Source organism: Apibacter sp. B3706, assembly GCF_011082725.1.
GTDB lineage: Bacteria > Bacteroidota > Bacteroidia > Flavobacteriales > Weeksellaceae > Apibacter.
Genome location: NZ_CP049715.1, coordinates 695,091 through 719,298 on the forward strand (window position 1 = coordinate 695,091; position 24,208 = coordinate 719,298).

The 24,208-nt window shown below is 30.7% G+C and carries 23 protein-coding genes; 10 read left to right on the forward strand and 13 right to left on the reverse strand.

Annotated elements, in window-relative coordinates; translation table 11 throughout:
* Positions 1–15: 15 nt before the first annotated feature.
* Positions 16–1,041, reverse strand: a complete 1,026-nt coding sequence (murB, locus tag G8C41_RS03075) for a UDP-N-acetylmuramate dehydrogenase (protein ID WP_166006073.1) — start codon at positions 1,039–1,041, stop codon at positions 16–18.
* Positions 1,038–2,237, reverse strand: a complete 1,200-nt coding sequence (locus tag G8C41_RS03080; RefSeq protein ID WP_160566432.1) for a pyridoxal phosphate-dependent aminotransferase — start codon at positions 2,235–2,237, stop codon at positions 1,038–1,040. The genes murB and G8C41_RS03080 overlap by 4 nt, the downstream gene beginning before the upstream one ends.
* Before the next feature lie 234 nt (positions 2,238–2,471).
* Between G8C41_RS03080 and G8C41_RS03085 the strand changes: the two genes are divergently transcribed.
* The 3 genes from G8C41_RS03085 to G8C41_RS03095 all read left to right on the forward strand — a co-directional run bounded on the left by G8C41_RS03085 (position 2,472) and on the right by G8C41_RS03095 (position 3,543).
* Positions 2,472–2,753, forward strand: coding sequence for a YtxH domain-containing protein (locus G8C41_RS03085; protein ID WP_160543134.1), 282 nt, complete (start codon positions 2,472–2,474; stop codon positions 2,751–2,753).
* 69 nt (positions 2,754–2,822) lie between these two features.
* A complete protein-coding gene (locus G8C41_RS03090; RefSeq protein ID WP_160543133.1) occupies positions 2,823–3,161 on the forward strand; it encodes a phage holin family protein in 339 nt (112 codons plus the stop codon).
* Positions 3,148–3,543, forward strand: coding sequence for a hypothetical protein (locus G8C41_RS03095; protein ID WP_166006074.1), 396 nt, complete (start codon positions 3,148–3,150; stop codon positions 3,541–3,543). The genes G8C41_RS03090 and G8C41_RS03095 overlap by 14 nt, the downstream gene beginning before the upstream one ends.
* A gap of 105 nt (positions 3,544–3,648) precedes the next feature.
* Here the strand turns inward: G8C41_RS03095 and G8C41_RS03100 are convergent, their stop codons facing one another.
* From G8C41_RS03100 to G8C41_RS03120, 5 genes are all read right to left on the reverse strand, one after another.
* Positions 3,649–3,921, reverse strand: coding sequence for an HU family DNA-binding protein (locus tag G8C41_RS03100; RefSeq protein WP_105297795.1), 273 nt, complete (start codon positions 3,919–3,921; stop codon positions 3,649–3,651).
* A 153-nt stretch (positions 3,922–4,074) separates the two neighbouring features.
* On the reverse strand, positions 4,075–5,130 hold the full coding sequence (locus G8C41_RS03105; RefSeq protein WP_166006075.1) for a diphosphomevalonate/mevalonate 3,5-bisphosphate decarboxylase family protein: 1,056 nt from the start codon (positions 5,128–5,130) through the stop codon (positions 4,075–4,077).
* On the reverse strand, positions 5,123–6,136 hold the full coding sequence (locus G8C41_RS03110; RefSeq protein WP_166006076.1) for an SDR family oxidoreductase: 1,014 nt from the start codon (positions 6,134–6,136) through the stop codon (positions 5,123–5,125). The genes G8C41_RS03105 and G8C41_RS03110 overlap by 8 nt, the downstream gene beginning before the upstream one ends.
* A 240-nt stretch (positions 6,137–6,376) precedes the next feature.
* On the reverse strand, positions 6,377–7,381 hold the full coding sequence (locus G8C41_RS03115; protein ID WP_160566418.1) for an acyltransferase family protein: 1,005 nt from the start codon (positions 7,379–7,381) through the stop codon (positions 6,377–6,379).
* Positions 7,382–7,629: 248 nt separating this feature from the next.
* Positions 7,630–8,190: a helix-turn-helix domain-containing protein gene (locus G8C41_RS03120; protein WP_166006077.1), complete on the reverse strand. Its 561-nt coding sequence runs from the start codon at positions 8,188–8,190 to the stop codon at positions 7,630–7,632.
* Positions 8,191–8,321: 131 nt separating this feature from the next.
* Here G8C41_RS03120 and rpe point away from each other — a divergent pair, with 131 nt between their 5' ends.
* The 7 genes from rpe (at position 8,322) to G8C41_RS03155 (ending at position 18,184) form a co-directional block, all read left to right on the forward strand.
* Positions 8,322–8,975, forward strand: a complete 654-nt coding sequence (gene rpe, locus G8C41_RS03125) for a ribulose-phosphate 3-epimerase (protein WP_105297791.1) — start codon at positions 8,322–8,324, stop codon at positions 8,973–8,975.
* 17 nt (positions 8,976–8,992) lie between these two features.
* Positions 8,993–9,871, forward strand: coding sequence for a diacylglycerol/lipid kinase family protein (locus G8C41_RS03130; protein ID WP_160566409.1), 879 nt, complete (start codon positions 8,993–8,995; stop codon positions 9,869–9,871).
* 316 nt (positions 9,872–10,187) lie between these two features.
* The gene (locus tag G8C41_RS03135; RefSeq protein ID WP_166006078.1) at positions 10,188–12,950 is read left to right on the forward strand and encodes a 2-oxoglutarate dehydrogenase E1 component; all 2,763 of its coding nucleotides are present in this window, start codon (positions 10,188–10,190) and stop codon (positions 12,948–12,950) included.
* Between the two features lie 28 nt (positions 12,951–12,978).
* Positions 12,979–14,199, forward strand: coding sequence for a 2-oxoglutarate dehydrogenase complex dihydrolipoyllysine-residue succinyltransferase (gene odhB / locus G8C41_RS03140; protein WP_166006079.1), 1,221 nt, complete (start codon positions 12,979–12,981; stop codon positions 14,197–14,199).
* Between the two features lie 98 nt (positions 14,200–14,297).
* The gene (locus G8C41_RS03145) at positions 14,298–15,608 is read left to right on the forward strand and encodes a S28 family serine protease (protein WP_166006080.1); all 1,311 of its coding nucleotides are present in this window, start codon (positions 14,298–14,300) and stop codon (positions 15,606–15,608) included.
* Positions 15,609–15,926: 318 nt separating this feature from the next.
* On the forward strand, positions 15,927–16,751 hold the full coding sequence (locus tag G8C41_RS03150) for a lysophospholipid acyltransferase family protein (protein ID WP_160543121.1): 825 nt from the start codon (positions 15,927–15,929) through the stop codon (positions 16,749–16,751).
* A gap of 86 nt (positions 16,752–16,837) precedes the next feature.
* A complete protein-coding gene (locus G8C41_RS03155; RefSeq protein WP_166006081.1) occupies positions 16,838–18,184 on the forward strand; it encodes a UDP-N-acetylmuramate--L-alanine ligase in 1,347 nt (448 codons plus the stop codon).
* Positions 18,185–18,247: 63 nt separating this feature from the next.
* On the opposite strand, the gene G8C41_RS03160 is transcribed toward G8C41_RS03155, so the two are convergent.
* The 6 genes from G8C41_RS03160 to G8C41_RS03185 all read right to left on the reverse strand — a co-directional run bounded on the left by G8C41_RS03160 (position 18,248) and on the right by G8C41_RS03185 (position 24,089).
* Complete coding sequence (locus G8C41_RS03160) at positions 18,248–18,769, reverse strand: NAD(P)H-dependent oxidoreductase (RefSeq protein ID WP_166006082.1); 522 nt, start codon at positions 18,767–18,769, stop codon at positions 18,248–18,250.
* Between the two features lie 304 nt (positions 18,770–19,073).
* Positions 19,074–20,726 (reverse strand): DNA repair protein RecN, encoded by a 1,653-nt coding sequence (gene recN, locus G8C41_RS03165; protein ID WP_166006083.1) that lies wholly within the window; start codon positions 20,724–20,726, stop codon positions 19,074–19,076.
* A 6-nt stretch (positions 20,727–20,732) separates the two neighbouring features.
* Positions 20,733–21,641, reverse strand: a complete 909-nt coding sequence (locus G8C41_RS03170) for a DUF4835 family protein (protein WP_166006084.1) — start codon at positions 21,639–21,641, stop codon at positions 20,733–20,735.
* Positions 21,642–21,644: 3 nt separating this feature from the next.
* Positions 21,645–22,853 (reverse strand): bifunctional phosphopantothenoylcysteine decarboxylase/phosphopantothenate--cysteine ligase CoaBC, encoded by a 1,209-nt coding sequence (coaBC, locus tag G8C41_RS03175; protein ID WP_166006085.1) that lies wholly within the window; start codon positions 22,851–22,853, stop codon positions 21,645–21,647.
* Positions 22,854–22,868: 15 nt separating this feature from the next.
* Positions 22,869–23,186, reverse strand: a complete 318-nt coding sequence (locus G8C41_RS03180) for a DNA-directed RNA polymerase subunit omega (RefSeq protein WP_166006086.1) — start codon at positions 23,184–23,186, stop codon at positions 22,869–22,871.
* Positions 23,187–23,207: 21 nt separating this feature from the next.
* Positions 23,208–24,089 (reverse strand): outer membrane protein assembly factor BamD, encoded by an 882-nt coding sequence (locus G8C41_RS03185; RefSeq protein WP_105297779.1) that lies wholly within the window; start codon positions 24,087–24,089, stop codon positions 23,208–23,210.
* Positions 24,090–24,208 lie beyond the last annotated feature (119 nt).

Here is a 24,208-nt window from a genome sequence, read left to right on the forward strand (position 1 = left end):
GGCAAAAATATAAATTTATAAGATGATATTTACTTCTCGTTCTAATTGAATATTAAAAATTTTATTAACATCTTCAATTATAGAGTTTGATAGTGATAAAATTTCTTCTCCGTCAGCATTATGCAGATTAACTAACACCAACGGTTGTTTTTCGTGCACACCCACGTTTCCGATTTTTTGGCCTTTCCAACCGGCTTTTTCAATTAACCAAGCAGCAGGAATCTTAACCCAAGTATCGGAAATGGTATAAAAAGGTATATTTGGGTAATTTTCTTGAATTTTAGTTAATTGATCGATCGTTATAATCGGATTTTTAAAAAAGCTTCCTGCATTTCCCAAAAGTGCGGGATCAGGAAGTTTACGTTTACGGGTAGCTATAATTTGATTTCTTACGTCTAGCAAAGAGGGTTCAGAAATATTTTTTTTAATAAGTTCTTCTTTTATATCTCCATATGAGAGTTTAAGTTTATGTTTTTTAGTGGTTAATCGAAAAGTAACTTCAATAATGGCATATTTATTTTTTCCTTCATTCTTAAAAAAAGATTCTCTATATCCGAATTTACAATCTTCAGAAGAAAAAATCTCTATTTCACGGGATTTTAGATTAAGAGCTTTCAGTTGATAAAAACAATCTTTCATTTCAACTCCATAAGCACCGATATTCTGGATAGGAGAGGTTCCAACATTTCCCGGAATAAAAGATAAATTTTCCAATCCTCCGTAATTTTTATCTACACAATAGCTCACAAAAGAATCCCAATTTTCTCCGGCCATAGCAGATACGAATACATGATTCTCATCGTTACCCGGCCTTTCTTGAATTCCCTTTAATTTAATTTGTATAACTAATCCGTGAAAAGCTTTTGTAAATAAAATATTGCTTCCTCCCCCTATAAATAATACAGGTAAATTTTGATTCTCAGAAAAATTTAAAGACTCGTTGAGCTCTTCGAGTGTAGATATTTCCGTAAAAAAATTACAAAGCGCAGGTACTTGAAAAGTCGTAAATTTTTTTATATCCTTATTCTCCTGAACTATCATTGAAGTGAATTATATTTTTCTAAACCTTTTTTTATAATTTTTATGGATTGGGCAATGTCATCTTTATTGATTACATAAGCAAGTCTAACCTGTTTTTTGCCATGTTCATGGTTGGAGTAAAAACCTTGTGCAGGGGTAAGCATAACCGTACCGTTTTCATATTCAAAGTCTTTTAACATCCATAAACAAAAATCCTCAGCATTATCAACCGGCAATTCTACAGTGCAATAAAAAGATCCTTTGGGATTGGGACAAATTACCCCCGGGATTTCATTAAGTAATTTTACCAATAAGTCCCGTCTTTCCGAATATTCTTTTCTTACGTTTTCAATGTACGACAGAGGTTGTTTATGTGCGGCATTGGCAATAATCTGTCCAATTAAAGATGGACTCAAACGAGCTTGGGCGAATTTTAAGGCTATTTCCAAAAATTTTGTATTTCTGGTAACTAAAAAACCGCAACGGATTCCACAAAGGCTGTAACGTTTGGATTCGGAATCTACAACTATCACATTGTCTTTAAGTTCAGGAAAATCTAATACGGAATGAAATGGTAAACCATCGTATACATATTCTCTGTATACCTCATCGGATATAAGAAATATATCGTGTTTAATTGCAATATCTGCCAATTTTTGCAATTCCTCTCTTGAATAAAGGTAACCGGTGGGATTACTTGGATTGGTAATGAGAATTGCACGGGTTTTGGGTGTAATTAGTTCTTCGAATTTTTCAATATCGGGTAATGAAAATCCGTTGTCAATAGTTGAAACAATGGGAACTATAGTAACACCAATAGATTCTGCAAAACTATAATAATTTGCATAAAACGGCTCAGGAACGATAATTTCATCTCCATGATCGCATAAGCAACTTAAAGAAAATGAAAGGGCTTCAGACCCCCCGTTGGTAATAATAAAATTGTCTCTGGTTAAGTCATTGAATCCTAACGAGTGATAATAATCTTTTAGTGTTTCTCTATAATCAAATTTTCCTTCAGAAGGAGTATACGCATAAATATCAATATCAATATTTTTTAAAACATCGATGGAAGTTTGCGGGGATTTGATATCCGGCTGCCCGATATTCAAATGGTATACTTGTAACCCTTTTTCCTTTGCTTTAACTGCATAAGGAGCTAGTTTCCTAATAGGAGACTCAGGCATATTTAAACCTCGTGAAGAGAACTTTGGCATAATTTTTTATGTTGTTTTGGAAATTACAAATTTATTGAGTAAATTTGTTTAAGGCAACAAAATTAAAAATAAGTTTTAAATTTTTAATTATTATAGTTTAAGCATATTGTATAAATAGTAAATTTATTTAAATGTTTAGCTAAATAATTGATAATCTTAGTTGTTTTTTCTTGTCTTAAGTAAAGTGCGAAAATTCTAAAAATAACATTATAATAATATTTAATAGTAATTAGTATGGGAAATAAAAATGCTCAAAATGTTTTAACCGGTATGGTATTAGGAGCTGTTGCCGGATTTCTTGCCGGTGTGTTAATTGCTCCTGATAAAGGTAAAAACACCCGTAAAAAAATAAAAAGAAAAGCAGAAGATTTAGGGGAAAGTCTTAAGGATTCTTATCATAAATATAAAGATGAATTGAAGGAGGGATATGATAAGTACAAAAAAGAGTTTAACAGAAAAAAAGATGAGACAATTGATCATCTCGCGGAGGAATACGATGAGTTGACCAAAAAATAATTACTGAAAATTTAAAAGAGTCTGTTTTAATGACTCTTTTTTAATTTTATCACTATATTTTAATAACTTATGTTAGGTTTTGTAAAAAAATATATCAATAATAGAATCGAACTTCTTAAATTGGAATTGACTGAGACTATTTCCGGTTTGTTGAGCATAGTAATTTTCATCATTATTGTTTTCAGCTTAGGAATGATGTTCTTATTTTTAGCCAGTATTGCTCTGGGAGTAATGCTTGGAACTCATTTTAATAATATGGGATTAGGCATTTTAATTATTTCTTGTATCTATCTCATCATTTTTATGATTCTTCTTTCCAATTATTCGAAAATCAAAAAATTTATTGAGAGGAAAATTATTGAATTACATTTAAATGTAAAAGAAAATGAACTTAATGACAAAAACTAACGGAAGATATACGTACGAAGATTTTTTATTACGTAAACGTGTATTAAAAGATGAGATTTCTGATATGGAGAATAAACTCTCTTTTAGTCATTTACCTGAAACCTTAGGTTTAGTTAATGATAATGTAAGAGACAAAGCATTTTCCTTTGTTTCTAATTCAAATCTCTTAAAGATGCTAATTAATTTTGGAATAGGTTTCGGAACTGAAAAAGTAATTTCAAGGTTTGTAAATAAGAAATCTTTATCAGGGAAATTGATCATGTTAGCTTCTTCTTATGTTGTTCCTATGGTCATTTCTAAAGGTAAGAATATTTTATCAACTATACGTAATAGAAATGAAGTTAAAGCTCTGAGGAATTTTAATGAAGATGACGAAATTTAGAAATTAGTATTTTTTTAAATACGTGTCAAATTCATTACAAAATAAATAAAAAGGCTGTTATCATAACAGCCTTTAATTTTTTTAAACTTAATTAATTTAGTCTATCTAGTTAACTGCAGTGGATAATTCTGCACCTGCTTTAAATTTAGCAACTTTCTTAGCAGGAATTTTAATCTTAGCTTTTGTCTGAGGATTAATTCCTTCTCTTGCACTTCTTTTAGAAACAGAAAAAGTTCCAAAACCTACAAGAGTAACTTTGTCTCCTTTTTTTAATGCTTTGGTTACATTATTCAAAAATGAATCTAAAGCTTTTTTTGCTGCTGCTTTAGTAATATCAGCATCAGCTGCAATTGCATCAATTAATTCTGATTTGTTCATGATGATTTAATTTTAATAAGGTTATTTATCTTAATTTAACAAAGGTAATATTTTGTTTGATATATACAAGCAAATTCCCTCTTTTTTTCGTTCTTATAAAGAAGACTTTACATTTTTTTGTAAAGATTTAAACTGTTTTTTTATACCTTATGTTTAAAATAAAACCCGATCTAATATTATATTTCCATTTTCAGTATATTTAATAAGATCATTTTTTATAAAACTGGTAATCAGACCTTTTTCTCTTTCAGGATAAAGTAGATGTATATTAGCTCCGGCATCCAAAGTAAAATATAATTGAGCGTTAGAATCATGTCTGAATTTCCAAATTTTATCAATGATCGCCAATGTGTTTGGCTTAATTAAAATATAGGGTGGGGTAGAAGTCATCATCATGGCATGAAGTGTCAATGCTTCATGTTCAACTATTTTACCAAATTGTTCCCAATCTCCGGATTGAATCAAATCGCAAACTTCAGATAAATTTTTATTTGCTTCTTGGAAGCGTGTGGATGCATAGGGATGTCCTTTCATTAAACTATGGCCAACGGAGCTGCTTACTTGTTTAGATCCTTCATGGACCAATAAAATGGTATCTTGAATTTCTTTAAATATAGGAGCTATTTCATAGGGAAAAGGAATAGCATATAAATCGGAACTGAAAGGTATATTTGGACTCTTTCCCCATATAGCCAATCCCTTGTAAATTGATCTGCATGCACTTCCGGAACCTAATCTAGCCAAAAAAGAAGCTTTTCTTAACGTAAACTCTTCAGAATTTTTCTCTCCCAATAATTCGCTCATATTCATAAGACATAAGGCCAAAGCACCAAATCCGGATGCAGATGAAGCAATTCCACTACTGTGAGGAAAAGAATTTTTTGTATGTATGGTGTATGAATATTGGTCAATGAATGGTAAATATTTTTTTATAGATAGAAAATAGGTATGAATTTTTGCTGCGAAATTTTCTTGAATTTGGTCTTCCAGATATACTTTTATTGAAAAGTTGTCAGTTTTTTGAAATTGGATTGAAGTTTCCGTAAAACTTTCGGTAAGTGTGTAACTTATGGATGGATTAGCAGGTAATTGTAAATCATATTTACCCCAATATTTAACTAATGCTATATTCGAACTGCATTTAGCGTTCACTTCTCCATTTTCTATATTTTTATACGTTTCAGATGGAATAAAATTTTCCTCAGTCATTACTTAATTTTTTATATTGTAGATAATTTTTAGCGTGAAATTTTAACGAATCTTGAATAGGTATGAAGGCATACGATAATAATTTTTTTATCTTGTCGTTGGAATAGGTGTTTTGAGAAGTCAATGCTAAATAAACAGGCTTACTTAACGTTTTTTTACCGGGTAAAAACCGAGACAATACGGATATCCTTTTTAACAATGAATTAGATATTTTAACAGGAGGTTTCCTATTCAATTCTTTTCTTAACAGGCACATGAGGTTTTTATACGATATGTTGTCTGCTGTTAATATAAATTTTTCATTACTTATTGAAGGATCATCCATAAGTCGTATACAAATATCAGCGACATCCGAAGCATCAATACATCCGGTGATCCCCGAAGTATAATAGGCTCGATCTGCATATGCCTGATCGTAGAGTAATCCATTGCCTCGTTTCCAATTTCCGGAACCTAAAACGATACCCGGATATACAACTAACACATGTAATCCTTCTTGAGAACCTCTCCACACTTCCATTTCAGCTCCGTATTTCGAGCACGCATAGGAAGAATGATTGAATTTAAAATTCCACTCAGCATTTTCATTAATTGAGGAATCTTCTAAATTGGGGTCTAAGGTAGCAATTGAACTTATATAACAAAATTTATCTATTTTATGATTAATAGATAAATTAACCATATTTTGAGTTCCTTCAATATTTATCTTGCGTAATTCTTTTTTATCTTTTTCATCAAAACTAACCTTTCCGGCAACATGATATACTTTTGTTACACCTATAAAAGCTTCTTCCAGGGAAATAATATCAAGAATATCCCCTTTAATCCATTGTAAAGAATCATATAATTTGTTAAATCTTTCCGGTTCGTATAATTTAAACAAGTTGAAAACTTCTTGTTTAGAATCTTCCGATCTATATAAAGCTTTAACTTGCTCACCTTTTTCGGCTAACTTTAATAAAAGATAGCTTCCTACTAAGCCCGTACCTCCTGTAACTAATATCATAATGGATTGCTAAATTACAGCTTTTTAATTTTATTTATTAGTGAAATTAGCTTAAGTTTTGAAAATATAAAGTAGTTAGTTTGAATAAAAAAAATAAGCTTATTATTTATCAAATACACAATTTAACAAATTAAATAATATACAAATGAATTGCTTATTAATAAATTATCTCTAAAAGTATGAGTATTTTAAAAAAAGGGTGAATAACAAAAAAAATGCCTGTATTAAACAGGCATTTTTTTATTTTTTTTGAAAAAACATTATTGGACTCATCCAATATTGGATCGGTTTTGTTTCCGATAAGTATAAACTTATAAAGGTTATAACCATTGATAGTGGAAAATCAAAAAGAATCGGGTAGGTAATATCTAAAGGAGGAAGTAAATACATTCGGATACCTGCTATTGTAAAAATAACACAAGGATGCACCAAAAATATTCCCAACGAATATTTACCTAATTTATAAAATCGATCAGTTGCTAAATTTATTACGCAAGTAATACTTATCATACTAATTAAATAGAAAGATGCTCTATATAAAAATCCCTGTAAAAGAGTCGGATAAGTACTTTTATAAGATCCTTCCCCAAAAGTAGCCATCACAAAATAAAAAAGGTTTTTATAAAAGAATAAACCGGTGAATATGGCTAATAAAATAACAACGGGTATAATAGGATTAACTTTTCTGATTTTATTGAACATTTGTTCATTGCAATAATAACCTAAAACAAAGTACGGAAAGAAGGTTATTACTCTGAAGGCATTTAACTGGATATCTATAAAGCCAAACAGTAAAGGTATAATTAGTGAAAGACTAAACACTAATGGGAATTTTAAGTTAAACTTAGCAATATAGTAAACAAGTAGTCTCCAAACTAATAGACCAACCACATACCAAAGCCCTCCATAAGGAAGAATGAAAATCGAAATAATTTTTTGAATAATATTAAATTGATCTGCAGGAAGGGTTACTGCTTGTACGGTTATGAAAGGGATGGAATAAGTTAGCTGTGCGGCTAAGTAGGTGAGTCCTAAAGATTTAAATGACTTGGTGTATTTGTCCCACGTAATGTTTTTTGAAAAATAGCCGGATATAAATATAAAAAGAGGCATGGTAAAAGTAGAGAGAAAGCTAACTAAAACAGCTGTTCCTCTATCTTTGTAAAGGTTTTCGGTAGTATGAGCATATACTACAAAACAAACTAATATAAATTTCAAAGAGTCAAAGGTCTTATTCCTGTTCATTGTTAAAAAGCAATTAAATTAACGATGACAAAACTATAAATATAATAGTAAAAGTCCAAATTAATAAGTATATTATAAAAAATTTTATTTCATGTCTAAAATTTTATATGAAATTGAATAAAAATAGATAAATATCATAAATTTAATATCTTATAACCATAAACTTTAATAAATCATTTTATATTTATATACTAAAATAATATAATATTTAAATAAATAAATTAATATATAATAAGAAATGGAAAATATTATATTATTTTATCTATACTTTTTCTTGTTTTTATTTTTTGAGCTTTAAATTGAGAGGGTGTTAGTCCGGTTACTTTTTTAAATTGCGCAGAAAGGTGAGCTACACTGCTGTATCCCAGTTTATAAGAGATTTCTGATAAATTCAATTCCTCATAAGACAATAATTCTTTTACGGTTTCAATTTTTTGAAGAATGATATAATGTTCAATGGTAATGCCTTCAGAAGAAGAAAAAAGTTTGCTTAAATAGGAATAGTCTTTGTTTATTTTTTGGGATAAAAATTCAGAATAAGTTATCGATGGTGCTGTATGTTCTCGAATCTGTGAAATTAACAGAGATTTAATCTTTTCAATTATTTTTTGATTTGAATCACTAATAAGCTCGAAGCCCAGTTTTTCTAATTTATCACTAAAAATATGCTCCTTTTCTTTGCTCAATTCCTCATTTAAAATAACCATTCCAAGCCTAACAGTAACCGGCTTAATATGAATTTCTTTTAAAATTTCCTCGACCGCAAAAATACAGCGATCACAAACCATATTTTTAATATATAAATTCATAAATGAAATTTTATACAAATGTAATGCCTAAATTCTTCGTGTAAAGTGATGGATAGTAAGTCGCACTCATTTTTTCGGCTAAATTTCAATATCGATTAGTAAATAGTTTTTTATAAATTTGTATAAAAAAAATGGCACTACTAGCACCTTCCATCCTTTCGGCAAACTTTGGGAATTTAGATAAAGATATAGAAATGATCAATTCGAGCGAAGCCGATTGGTTTCATATAGATATCATGGATGGAGTATTTGTCCCTAATATTTCTTTCGGATTTCCGGTTTTAGAAGCTGTTAATAAAAAAGCTAAAAAAATCAAAGATGCTCATTTAATGATTGTAAATCCGAGTCAATATTTTCAAACTTTTAAAAATTTAGGTATAGATTATATTACGGTTCATTATGAAGCCTGTATCCATTTACACCGGACTATTCAGGAAATTAAAAATTTAGGTATGAAAGCCGGAGTGGCCTTAAATCCGCATACCAATATAAATTTATTGGATGATACTATCCAAGATTTGGATTTAGTGTTAGTAATGACTGTAAATCCCGGGTTTGGAGGACAAAAATTTATTGAAAACTCATATAAAAAAATAGCCTCTTGTAAGGATTTAATTATCCAAAAAAATTCACAAGCATTAATACAAGTTGACGGAGGAGTAAGTCTCGAAAATGCTAAAAAGCTAACTGATGTCGGAGCCGATGTATTGGTTGCCGGAAGTAGCATTTTCAATGCGAAAGATCCCATACAAATGATCAAAGATTTAAAAAATAGTACCAACTAAGTTCATAACCCATTAAAATGAAAGACAAAAAAATTCATTTTATAGTTAATCCTATTTCAGGTAAAGGATTAGGTAAGAAAGTAAAAAATAGGATTGAAGAACTTTTTGCAGACTATGATAAAGAAATCAAAGTAACAAGAAAAAAAGATGATGGATATAAATTTGCATTGCAATCCATTAAAGAAGGAGCCGACATTATTGTAAGTTGTGGAGGTGACGGAACACTTAATGAAGTAGCTACTGCCTTACTTAATAAAGAAATCCCCTTAGCAATCGTTCCTATAGGTTCCGGAAATGGATTGGCCAGACATTTACATATTCCTCTTACTTATGAAAAAGCTCTACAATCGTTGAAAACTTCCCAACATACTAGTAAAAAAATTGATTGTGGAAAGATTAATAATATATATTTCTTCAGTAATGCAGGTATAGGATTTGATGCACATACTGTGAAAGAATATGCTCATCAAAAGAAAAGACAGTTAGCAGGATATGTTAAAAGTGCTATCGTAAGTGTTTTTAAATATAAGCCCATTCAGATTGATATGCATTCAGAAACGAAAAACTTCAAGGGAAAAGCCATGATGCTGAATATTTCTAACAGTAATTGCTTAGGATACGGGTTTTCCATTTCGCCAAAAGCTTCTTTGCAGGACGGTAAATTTGATGTTAATTTGATAACTGAATGTTCCTGGGGAGCATTTGGTTTAATCGGTATGGGATATTTATTAAATACTAATTTCGGAAGTAAGAAGAAAATATTTTTTAAATCCAATCAATTAGAAATTGAATTTGATGGAAAATATTTGCAAATTGATGGAGAATATATACCCACCAATGCTAAAAAACTAACAGTTTCCTTATTACCTCAATCACTTAAAGTTTTAGTAGCTTAAATATATAACCTATAAATTAATATTCTTTAAGTTGCTTAATGTCATTTTTAAAATATAGATAAAATCTGGAAATGTTAAAATTATAGCATAACTAAAATTAGGATGAATAGGGTAGTTAATGAGGAATTTATATAGAATGTTAATGTATCAAAGCACATACAAGCTAAAAATAAGAATCTTATTTTAAAAAAATAATTGATCACTTGCTACCAATAAATTTATAATATAAAAAATATTTACTTTGAAGATATTATCAAAATCAGTAGATTTGAACCTATACAGTAAATAAAATATACCCGTTAAAGCAAAAAATAAAATGGACCAATTTTCATTTTTAAATGCAATCAATTCAGAATACATAGATGAGTTGTATCAAAAATATTTGAAATTTCCCGATAGCATAGAACCCAGCTGGAGAAGTTTTTTTCAAGGATTTGATTTTGCCCGAAAATCCTACAATGAAACATCAGAATATAATCAATATAGTGAAAAGGACTTTTCAAATGCAAAAGGAATTTCTGAAGATATTATAAGAGAATTTAAGATAATAAATTTAATAAACGGGTATCGAACAAGAGGGCATTTATTTACTAAAACCAATCCGGTCAGGCAAAGAAGAACCTATACTCCCGATTTAAGCATAGAAAATTTCGGACTTAGTGAGTCAGATTTATCCGTACCTGTCAACGGTAAAATTATAGGAATAGAAGGAGAATATACTTTAAAAGAAATAATAGATATCCTTAATAAAGAATATTGCAGTTCTATTGGAATTGAATACATATATATTAGAAAACCCGAAGAAATCCGTTGGATTCAAAATTGGATAAAGCAAAATTTTAATCAGCCCGTATTAGATGTAGAAGAGAAGAAAAGAATATTAAAAAAGCTTTCACATGCCGTTGCCTTTGAAAATTTCTTACATACGAAATTTGTCGGGCAAAAAAGATTTTCATTAGAAGGTGGAGAAACTTTAATTCCTGCTTTAGATGAAATAATTAACCATTCCTCAGAATTAGGAGTAGAAGAAATCGTTATCGGGATGGCCCATAGAGGAAGATTGAATGTTTTAGCCAATATATTTAATAAATCGTATTCGCAAATATTTAATGAGTTTGAGGGTAAAGATTATTCAGAAACGATTTTTTCAGGAGATGTAAAATATCATTTAGGATCTTGTAATAATTATAAAACTAAAAAAGGTAAAACCGTTAAAATAAGTTTAGCTCCCAATCCGTCGCATTTGGAAACCGTTGATGCCATAGTGGAAGGAATTGCGAGAGCAAAAACAGATCACGAATATCAAGAAGATTACGGTAAAGTCATGCCTATACTAATCCATGGAGATGCAGCCATTGCCGCTCAAGGAATCGTATATGAAGTAATTCAAATGATGAATTTGGACGGCTATAAAACCGGTGGAACCATTCATATTGTAATCAATAATCAGGTAGGATTTACTACCAACTATTTAGACGCACGTTCCAGCACCTACTGTACAGACATAGCTAAAACGGTTTTATGTCCGGTATTGCATGTAAATGCAGATGATGCGGAAGCAGTTATCCATGCAGTACGATTTGCTTCGGATTACAGGAATACCTTTAATAAAGATGTTTTTATTGACCTTTTAGGTTATAGAAAATATGGACATAATGAGGGCGATGAACCTCGTTTTACACAGCCTCAATTATATAAAATAATTGAAAATCATCCGAATCCCAGAGAAATATATCGAGCAAAACTTGAAAAAGATGATATCATTACGCAAAAAATGGTGGCTGACGATGACGAAGAATACAGAAAGTTACTGGATAAAAATTTGGAAGATTCCAAAGAAATGGAACAAGCGACCGTTGAATTATTCATGCAGCAAGAATGGAAAGATTTTGAAAGAGTAGGAGCTGCCGAACTTTTAACACCCATAGATACAACCTTTCCATTGGAAAACTTGCGTACCATAGCGCATCAAATTACGGAAATACCGGAAGGAAAAAACCTCTTTAATAAAACCAAACGTTTATTGAAACAAAGGCGGGATATGATTGATGTTACCCAAACCATAGATTGGGGGATGGCAGAATTATTGGCTTACGGTTCGCTGTTAACGGAAGGACATCATGTCCGATTATCCGGAGAGGATGTTGAACGAGGAACTTTTTCACACCGCCATGCAGTTATTAAAACGGAAGACACAGAAGAAGAAATCATCTTATTAAACAGCTTGAATACCAAAGCTAAATTCTATGTTTATAATTCCCTGCTGTCAGAATATGGAGTTTTAGGATTTGAATATGGATATGCCATGACTTCTCCTTTCTCGCTTACAATTTGGGAAGCCCAATTTGGAGATTTTGCCAACGGAGCACAAATTGTAATTGATCAATATATTTCTGCTGCTGAAGATAAATGGAAAATGCAAAACGGATTGGTTATGTTACTTCCGCATGGTTTTGAAGGACAAGGAGCAGAACATTCTTCGGCAAGGATCGAACGATTCTTATCTCTTTGTGCCAATGGAAATATGTATGTAGTAAATGCAACTACTCCGTCGAATTTATTTCATTCTTTAAGGCGACAATTGAAAACTGATTATAGGAAACCATTGATTGTTTTTTCTCCTAAAAGTTTACTAAGACACCCTCAAGTAGTGTCTACCCTGGAAGAACTAGCAGAAGGTGCCTTTGAAGAGGTAATCGATGATTCAAAAGCAACTAATATTGAAAAAATAACTCGTGTCGTTTTATGTTCAGGTAAATTATTCTATGAATTAGATAAGAAAAGAGAAGAACTAAAAGAGGAACGAGTGGCGTTGGTACGTATAGAACAGCTATATCCTTTACATTGGGATAAAATCCGACAAATATTACAAAAGTATTCTTTTCAAAAAGAGTTAATTTGGGCACAAGAAGAACCCGAAAATATGGGAGCTTGGTGGTACATACTCAAAGAATTTAGAAAATTCAATATTGAAGGTATTTATACATCCGAAAGCGGTTCTCCTTCACCGGGCTCACACAAACGATACGATAAAATACAAAAAAAATTAATCAATTCTGTGTTTGAAAATATAAAATAAACCATTAAAAAATAAAATATTTGAACTTATGATACTTGAAATGAAAGTTCCCTCTCCCGGGGAATCAATAACAGAAGTAGAAATTTCAACCTGGTTGGTTAAAGAGGGAGATTATGTTGTAAAAGATCAGGCTATAGCGGAAATAGACAGCGATAAAGCCACTTTAGACCTTCCGGCAGAAGCTTCCGGCAAAATATCTTTGAAGGCTCAAGAGGGAGATACAGTTCAGGTAGGACATATTATATGTTTAATTGACACGGATGCTGTAAATCCAATTCATGATAAAAAAGAAATAGTAACCAACGAAGCAGAAACAACTGTTTCTACTCATACATCGGAAAATTCTCAAGAAAGACCCGCCGATTCATATGTAAAAGGAACTTGTTCACCCGCAGCCAGAAAAATAATTAAAGAAAAAAATATTTCTCCCGAAGATATTCAAGGAACCGGTAAAAATGGAAGAATAACAAAAAATGATGCCTTACAAGCAGTTCCATCTCTTGGTAATTCTACAGGAAATGGAGTCAGAACGTACCAATCAGTTAAATTATCGGCGCTTAGAAGAAAAGTAGCCGAAAGATTGGTAACCGTAAAAAATCAAACCGCCATGTTAACTACTTTTAATGAAGTGGACATGAGTGAAATTTATCGTATAAGGAATGAATATAAAGAGGCATTTAAAAATAAACACAATGTGAATTTAGGATTTATGTCTTTTTTTACCCTTGCTGTTGTAAGAGCATTGCAACTGTTTCCTGATGTTAACTCTATGATTGACGGTGAGAATAAAATAACCTATGATTTTCAAGACATAAGCATAGCTGTGTCCGGACCTAAAGGATTAATGGTTCCTGTGCTTAGAAATGCGGAAACCATGACATTTAGAGGAGTAGAGCACAATATAAAGATCCTTGCGGAAAAAGTGAGAGACGGAAGAATTACCGTGGATGAAATGACCGGAGGAACATTTACCATTACCAACGGTGGGGTTTTTGGTTCTATGTTATCTACCCCGATCATCAATCCACCACAAAGTGCAATTCTTGGAATGCACAACATAATTGAGCGGCCTATCGCAAAAAATAAACAAATTGTTATTGCTCCCATGATGTATGTTGCCCTTTCTTATGATCATAGAATTATCGATGGTAAAGAATCGGTTAGCTTTTTAGTGGCTGTGAAAGAAGCACTTGAAAATCCATTGGAACTATTGATGAATAATAACATAAATAAAGCATTAGAATTATAAAAATCTATACAACCGCTTATAGCGGTTTTTTTTATGAACCAAAAACGTTTTTATACTAAGATTAAATCTTTAAAATAAAGCATATATAATATTTTAATATGAAAAGAATACTCTTTGTCTTTACTCTATTATTTTCATTTCTTATTTTATCAGCTCAAGAGTCAGACAGAAAAAAACTGGAAGAATTTCTTTCGAAACAACAAGATATAACTTATGAAAGGATTGAAACTTATAAAGGAGGACCTTTACAATATAAGTTACAAATTAAACAACCTTTAGATTGGTCGGATACCTATGCCGGTTATTTTAATCAACAAGTCATTTTGACTCATACAGGCTTTGATCGGCCTATGCTCATGGAAACGCAAGGGTATGGGATGTATGATGTTAAAAATGAATTGCAGCAAATCTTAAATTCTAACGATTTAAATATTGAACATCGATATTTTGGAACTTCAATACCCGACTCTTCAATATTTAACTGGAAGTATTTGACTCTTTATAATGCAGCTCATGATTTACACCATATAAATACTATTTTTAAAAAAATATACGGTAAAAAATGGATCAGTACGGGTATAAGCAAAGGAGGGCAAACAACTATATATTATCGATATTTTTTTCCTGAAGATGTAGATGTCTCCGTTCCATATGTGGCTCCGATAAATTATTCTTTGGAAGATTCGCGAATATATAGTTTTTTAAACTCGGTGGGATCGGAAACTTGCAGAAAGAAAATTAAAGATTTTCAACTGTTTATGCTGAAAAATGAAAAGGAAGCTTTAAAATATGTACAAGCCTATTCTGATATAAAAGGTCTTACCTATAAATATTTGGGATCCCTAGGCAAAGCATTTGAATATACGGTATTGGAATATCCTTTTTCATTTTGGCAATGGGGATATTCTTGTGATTCCATTCCTCAGTCAAACGAGGTTGCGAAGGGAGTGGATTATCTTATAAAAGCCGTTGATATAAGTTTTTTTAGTGATCAGGAAATTAAGCAATATGCGCCACATTATTATCAAGCAGCCTTAGAAATGGGATATTACGGATATGATATTTCACCATTTAAAAATTATTTAAACTATTTTACTGAAAATCCTTTAGCAACATTTCCTCCTAAAGAAGCAGGAAAAATCACGTATAGTCCGAAACTCACTAAAAAATTAGAAAAATGGTTAGATACTCAGGGTACTAATTTTATATATATTTATGGGGAATTGGACACATGGAGCGCTACCAAAGTTATCCCTTCTTTAAAAACTAATTCCCTTAAATTGGAACTTCCCGGAGCAAACCATGTTTCAGCAAGAATCGCAAACATGGATCAAGTGATGAGAAATCAGTTGAGCGATTCCTTATATCAGTGGATAGGGATTAGACCTAATTATAGTTTATTAAATTAATTATTTTATATTTTTAAAAAGAAGTAACTAATAAATTTATTAAAATATAAATAGGAAACTAAATTTAAATTTTTATTTTATCTTGGAATAGAATTTGTATTTAAATGATTTAATTGTAGTATATTTCTTTTTTTTAATAAAAATAGAGATAAATACAGGGTTAATCAAAAATACTTTCGTTTTAATTAATATTTAATTAACAAGAATTCTATATATAAATTATAATTTTGTGTAATCATTAATTTACTAATAATACGGATTGAATTAATTATAAATTTAAAAGTAATAAATTTACAATTTTAAAACCTGGGTGTAAAAATGGAAAAAGGAAAGAAGAAGAATAGAATATTTAGAGATGCGTTTGGCCATTGGTTTATCTTAAAAAGATTTCTTATATTCACCTTTGGGGTTATATCATATAATAGATTCAACGGATTTAATAAATTAAAGCTTAAAGGAACTGAAAACCTGTTAAAGCTTCCCGATACCAATGTATTGTTCGTATCCAATCATCAAACCTATTTTGCGGATGTATTTGCCATGTATCATGTATTTTGTGCCGTAAAGCACGGATATATTGACACCATTAAAAATCCTGTTTATCTTTTAGATCCGAAAGTAGATTTATATTATGTGGCGGCAAAAGAAACCATGAATAAGGGATTATTAGCCAAATTATTTTCTTTAGCAGGAGCAATTACTGTTAAAAGAACTTGGAGAGATGCAGGAAAAGATGTCAATCGAAAAGTTGATATGAATGAAATAGATAATATTTTGCAAGCATTGGATAGCGGATGGGTAGTTACCTTTCCACAAGGTACGGTAACTCCTTGGTCACCCGGTCGGAGAGGAGCGGCAAAAATTATCAAAAAAAATAAACCCATTGTAATACCTGTTGTAATTGATGGATTCAGAAGAGCTTTTGATCGTAAAGGATTACTCGTTAAAAAAAGGGGAGTAGAACCCAAAATGACATTTAAAGCTCCTTTAGACATCGATTATGAGAACGAAGATTCAAATGAAATTTTAGCTAAAATCATGATAGCTATAGAACAAGATCCAAGTTTTTTAAAAGTCAAATCGGTTGAGGAACTGGAAGCAGAAAGGGAAGAAGAAAAGACCCGATCATTTTTTGAACTATAATTTATTACAGAGATAAAAAAAGGCAGTCGTATTTAGCTGTCTTTTTTAGTTTAAAAAAGTATCTTTGTTCTGAAAAATATCGGTAAATGAAAATACATTTTATAGCGATAGGTGGAAGTGCCATGCATAATTTGGCTTTGGCCTTGGCTCAAAAAGGCTACACTGTTACAGGTTCTGATGATGCAATTTTTGAACCCTCCCTCTCAAGATTAAAAAAACAAGGTATAGCACCCAATTCATTGGGGTGGTTTCCCGACAAGATTACATCGGATATAGATGCAGTAATTTTGGGAATGCATGCTCATTCGGATAATCCCGAACTTCAAAAAGCAAAAGAATTAAATTTAAAAATTTATTCATATCCTGAATTTCTGTACGAACAATCTAAAAATAAAACCCGAGTAGTTATCGCAGGTTCTCACGGTAAAACCACGATAACCTCTATGGTTCTTCATGTACTTAAGTATCATCAGGTAGATGTTGATTATATGGTTGGTGCTCAGTTGGAAGGATTTTATACCATGGTGAAGCTCACAGATACTAATGAATTTATGATTTTAGAAGGGGATGAGTATTTATCTTCACCGATCGATTTACGTTCAAAATTTCTTTTGTATCAACCTAATATAGCTTTACTCAGCGGGATCGCCTGGGATCATATTAATGTGTTTCCAACTTTTGAATCTTATAAGCAACCCTTCCTTTCTTTTGTAAATACGATAAGTCAAGGAGGTGCTTTAATTTATAATGAAGAAGATAAAGAAGTTGTAGAGGTAGTAGAACAATCGAGTAACTATCTGAAAAAGTTTCCTTATCATACACCCAATTATGTAATTAAAGATGAAAAAGTATATCTTCAAACTTCTGAAGGAGAATTACAATTGTCGTTATTTGGTAGACATAACCTTTTGAATTTAGAGGGAGCGCGATTGGTTTGTAATCAAATAGGTATACAAAATGAAGCGTTTTATGAAGCAATACTATCATTTAAAGGTGCTTCACGAAGATTGGAAAAAATATACGAAACAAATGAATATATAGTATATAAAGATTTTGCACATGCACCTTCTAAAGTAATGGCAACGGTCAAAGCGGTTAAAGAAAATTTTTCCAATAAACGACTGGTAGCTTGTTTAGAACTCCATACATATAGTTCACTAAACCCTGAATTTTTAAAACAATACAAAAACACATTAGACAAAGCTGATGAAGCACTTGTTTTTTATAGTGAAGATGCTTTAAAAATCAAAAGAATGGAACCAATTTCAAAAGAACTAATTATAAATTCTTTCGAAAAAAATAAATTACAAGTCTTTACAGATCCTGTTATATTAGAGAACTATTTAATAGAAATCGATAAAAATAACAGTATTTTTTTAATGATGAGCTCCGGAAATTACAGCGGAATAAATTTGGACTCAATTTTTAAATAAAAACAAAATATACTAAATCATAAAAATCTTTCTTTTAGGAAAGATTTTTTTATGCGATGAATTTTATAAGCCTTTTATAAAGGATATATATTCGTCTATGCTTTTATCCAAAGTACCATTATCAGCTGCATAATAAGAATTATACAACATATAATATCCCCTAAAATTCGAACTAACATAGGCTGCCGTGAGTTTAATAGGCAAAATTAAATCTTCCAAATTCAGATTTTTATTATCTTTAAGATCGTCTTCATTTATACCGGCAGACAACGCTAATGCTATTTTTTTATCTTTTAATTTATCCCCTTTAGATCCATAGGCCCAGCCATAAGTAAATACCTCATCGATCCATCGTTTTATTAAACCGGGTACATTAAACCAATATATTGGATATTGTAAAATTAAGTTTTCATGGTTTTCAATTAACTTTTGTTCTTTTTGAACATCAATTTTATAATCCGGATATTCATAGCAAAGATTATGAACTGTAAAATCTTTCGGATATTTTTTTAATTCTTCTGACCATCTTTTATGAATTATCGATTGATCTAAATTGGGGTGACCATTAATAATTAATGTTTTCATTTTTTTTAATTTGATTATAGTTTTTATAAATTATATATTGTAATCATTGTAAATATATTAATTTAAAATCAAATTTAATATAATTATGAATCAATATTTGCTAAAAAATAAATAGTGGAATAATTTAGATTTCAATAATTATTAGTACTTAACCAGTATAAATAAATGTAATTTGAAAAATAAAGAAGTATAAATGATTATACTTAGAATAGTGTATATTTTAAACTTTTGAATAAAAAAGGGAATCAGACTATATTTTTAGTAAGTAAGGATTAATTCAAAATGTGACTAAAAAAACTTGAAATTATTTCAATAATTCAATAGCTTGTTTTCTTGCGTTTTCCGTAATATCAGAACCGCTTATTAACTGAGCAATTTCCTCAATCCTTTCCTCATGATTCAGTAAACGTATTTGAGTTTGTGTTTCCCCCGATTTTTCCGTTTTTTCGACCTTAAATTGACTGTTTCCTTTTGCCGCGACTTGAGGCAAATGAGTAATGGCAATTAATTGCATGGTTGAAGCCATTTGCTGCATTAATTTTCCCATTTCATTAGCAATACGTCCTGAAACCCCCGTATCAATTTCATCAAGAATTAAAGTAGGTAATGCTTCTTTCTCAGACATAATTTTTTTTATTGCTAACATTACGCGTGATCGTTCACCTCCCGATATGGCTTTAGCTATAGGCTGTAAGGACATGCCGGCATTAGCGGAAAATAAAATATTGACGATATCTGTACCGTTTGCCGTAAATTGATCTGTTTTTTGTATGGAAATTTCAATTTTAGATTTTTCCATTCCTAAATGTGAAAGTATAGTGAGTATTTTGTTTTCTAATTCAGGAACATGTGTCTTTCTTTTAGTATGAAGATCCTGAGCCCATTTAGTTAGTTCTGAAGAAAGTGTTTTAATAGTATCTTGACAGGCTTGGATTTGATTTTCCAAATTCATCAAATCAGAGGTATCTTTAGATAAAGAATCTCTAATTTGTTTTAATTCCTCTATAGTGGTTACTTTATGCTTCGCATATAAAGAATGAATTAAATCAACTTTTTGAGTAAGATCTTCATAACGCAGCGGATTGAAGTCTAATCTTTCAAGGAAAAACTCGGATTCTGCCGATATATCTTGTAATTCCAACTTAATGCTGCTGATTCTTTCAGATAATTTCATTAAATCCGTTGAATACTGCGAGCCTTTATCCATGCGCGAAGATACTTCACGTAATTGATTTAAAATCCCTATCTCATCATTATCTAAGATTTGTTTAACTTCAGTTAAGATTTGAGCTAAATATTCTGAATTTTTCAATAAATTCAGTTCATTTTCCATTTCAACAAAATTGATGGAATCTAATTGAGCCGTATTTAACTCTTCTAATAAATAGTTTTTATAATCAACTTCTTCATTACCTAAAAGTAATTTATCCTTTAACGAGGTAAGCCTCGAATTTTCAAATACGTATTTTTGATAAACATTTTGATACTTTTTCAAATCTAAAGTTGCACCGGAATAAGTATCCAATATATGTAATTGATATTTTTCATTCATCAGATCCGAAGTATCAAATTGAGAATGAATATCAATAAGTTTTTCAGTTAGCGAATGTAATACAGATAGGGTAACCGGAGTATCATTAATGAAAGCTCTAGATTTACCTGAAGGTAAAATTTCTCTTCTAATAATAGTAATAGGATCGAAATCCAATTCATTTTGAATAAAAAAGTCAGAAAATAGTTCGCGATCAAGAGTGAATTCCGCTTCAACAAAGCATTTTTCATCAGCATTTTTCAAAGATTTGTAATCTGCCCTCTCGCCTAAAACTAATTTTAATGCTCCCAGAATTATAGATTTACCGGCACCGGTTTCGCCTGTAACAGTTATCATACCGGAAGGAAAGTTAATATCCAGGATATCTATCAACGCATAATTACGAATTGATAAATGAGATAGCATAAATTTCTAATTTTTAATTTTATTCCAGTATTCGTTACTGTTGATTGGATTGATTTTTTGTAACAGAGTTTTCAATTCTGAAATGTTCATTGAAGTAACCGGAGTTCCGCCAGAAAATATATTGGCTATTTCTTCACGTTTTGCAGTTAAGAAAAGATCTAAAGGATAAAACTGATAATTGGAAGAATATTCATTTAATTTCATTAAATAAGTAGCAATGTGAGTTTTAGCTTGTAATTCATTAGAAGACATTACATCTAATCCTAAACGATGATAATTATAAGAAATATTTCTTAACATTTTTGCTTTATCATTTATTAGATCGGAAATAAGAGATCCTCGGGTTCTAGGACCGTCAAAAGTATTCCACCCGTTGTATCCTTGATTAATGGAATTATCTGCAATTTTTTGAGCTTTATCAAAGTATTCATTTCCTCCATATCGTGAAAATGTGTCTGCGTCATATCCTAAGATCATATAAATATAATAGGCAATAACATCAGTTAAATTTTTTCCGCTGAATCGGGATTCATTAAATACTAAATTTTCGGATTCAAGATAATTAAAGGTAAAATCGGTATCTTGATAATTTAACACCGGTGTGATATAAGAAGAATTATAAACCGGTCTGCTGGATTGAATTAATAAGGTAGCTTTAAATTTATCTGTTGAAATTCGTTCCTCAATAATAATTCCGAACGAACATTTAATACGTTCCTGAACAGATAATTTTTTACCCTGAACCCAATCCGTATTGTTGATAAATTCTTTTAAATCTTTTTTCAAGGTAGTAAAAACTTGATTGTTTGATCCTTGAACTTTACTGAAATCGATATTAACATCAGCCAATAATTGTTGGCAAGCAGCAAACAAAGGTAAAAATAGCAATAGAGTAATTAAAGATATATGTTTCATAAATCAGGTTTTAATTCTTTCATGAATAGATTTTAAAATATTTTCAGCAACTTTTTCTTTGGTTTGAAGATCAAAATACTCTATACCTCCCTTGTTATCTAAAATAGTTATTTTATTGGTATCGTAAGAAAACCCTGCGCCTTTATCCTGTAAAGAATTTAAAACAATCATATTCAAATTCTTTTTGTTCAATTTAGTAAGAGCATTTTCTTCTTCATTATTCGTTTCAAGAGCAAATCCCACTAAAAATTGGTTACTTTTGGTTTTACCTAACTCTAAAAGTATATCTTTATTTTTTAATAAGGGTAAAGAAAATGATTCTTCATTTTTCTTAATTTTAGTTTTAGATACAGTTTCTGGTCTATAATCGGCTACAGCTGCGGCCATAATAACAATATCTGTACTCTGATAATGTTCCGTTACTTTTTGATACATTTCTTCAGAAGACATAACATCTATTCTTTTAATAGAAGAACAATGAGAGAGTTTTTGACAAGTAGGACCAGATACTAAGGTAACTTCAGCCCCTAATTTTTCGGCTGCTTTAGCTATTTCAAAACCCATTTTACCTGAAGAATGATTGCCAATAAAACGTACCGGATCAATAGGTTCATAGGTAGGACCGGCAGTAATCAATAGTTTCTTTTTATAAAAAATTAACTCTTTTCGTATATAATTTTCAATAAAGTCTAAAATTTCTTCCGGCTCTGCCATCCTTCCTTCACCTTCCAATCCACTGGCAAGTTCGCCCTTATTTGGAGGTATTAAAATATCTCCTTTTTGTTGAAGTTTCTTAATGTTTTCCTGATTGTATGGATTTTTATACATATCCAAATCCATTGCAGGAGCAAAAAAAACTGTGTTTTTTGCTGACAAATAGGTTGCTAAGGCTAAATTATCAGCTTCGGCACTAGCCATTTTAGACAATGTATTGGAGGTAGCAGGTGCTACCACCAAATAATCGGCATGTAAAGCTAAATCTACATGGTTGTTCCATTCTCCGGTGTTACCTTCAAAAAATTGAGTATATACCGGTTTTTTGGAAAGAGTCGATAAAGTTAAGGGAGTAATAAAATTATGAGCCTTGGGGGTCATAATTACCTGCACTACACAACCTCTTTTCATGAAAAGCCTTACAAGGGAAGCAGTTTTATAAGCAGCTATGCCACCTGTAATAATTAAAACGATCTTTTTCCCTTCTAAAACCGACATTTGAAAAAATGGATATTAGGAGTCTGTTTTTCTAAAATAAACTTCGTTATCTAACCATTCTTGAATGGCAATTAACGTTGGTTTAGGTAATCTTTCGTAATATTTAGAAACTTCGATTTGTTCTCTGTTTTCGAATACTTCATCTAGAGAATCGCTATTAGAAGCAAATTCATCTAATTTTTGGTTTAAATCATTTTTAATAAAGGTATTGATTTGTTCAGCTCTTTTACCTATGATTACTATAGCTTCATAAATGTTACCTACTTTACTTTCAATTTGTTGTCTGTTGAAAGTAATGGTTGTGTTGGGTGCATTTAATTCTTTTAAATTCATATTTTGATGGTGTATAATTAGTTAACTTATTTTATTTTTTCGCTCTTTTTCTGCTGATTTTAGTTTATCTTCTGATTGATCTTTTGCTTCATTAATGCTTTTTTCTTTGTTCTGATATACAATTCTGGCATTTTCCAATCGATTATTCAATCTTTTAGCTTCGTCTAAATATTCAGATTTTGGAAATAATTTGCAAAAGTTGTTATATGAATTAACCGCATCATTAATCCGTTCATTTTGCAATCTATGAATGGAATTAACTGCTAATTCAGTTTTTGCTCTTAAAGAATAAATTAAGATATCTTCACGCAATTTAGTATCCGGAAAATCGCTTAATACATTATCAAAAGAAATAATAGCGGCTTTATATTCTGTTACTTTATATAAAGTTTTAGCATTTTCAAAGGCTTTCTTTTCCAACTTTCTTGTCAAATCGTCCATCATTCGATTGCATTCTGCAATCTTATCCGAGTTTGGATACGTATCAATATAGAGTTGTAATTCTTTTAACGCATCACGAGTATTCGTTTGATCCAAATTATAATCAGGAGAGTCTGCATAATAACAATAAGCAGCCATAAATGCAGCTTCATCTGCTCTTGAATCTTTAGGATACGACATTACAAAATTTTTAAACTGATGAGCCGCAAGTCTGTAGTTTTTATCCAGGTAGTTTAAATAAGCTGTTCGATAAGAAACTTCAGGAGCTTCATCTGTTCCTACTATAAATTTGTTTGCATACTCGTATAAGCTAATGGCTTGAGAATATTTTTTTCTTTGTTCATATTCTTCAGCAACCTTTAATATCAAGTCTTTATCAGTACTTTTCAAAGCTTGATTTAATCTTCTCTCACAACTAATTAAAAGGAGAAATGACAAACCTAGTAGAGGTATTTTTTTCATCTAACTACAAAATTACATCTTTTTATAATTTAAAACAAATAAATAACATTTATTGATATAAATGATACCTAAAAGTAAACAGCTAATAAATAGGTCGATAAACCCTTATTGCAATAAAA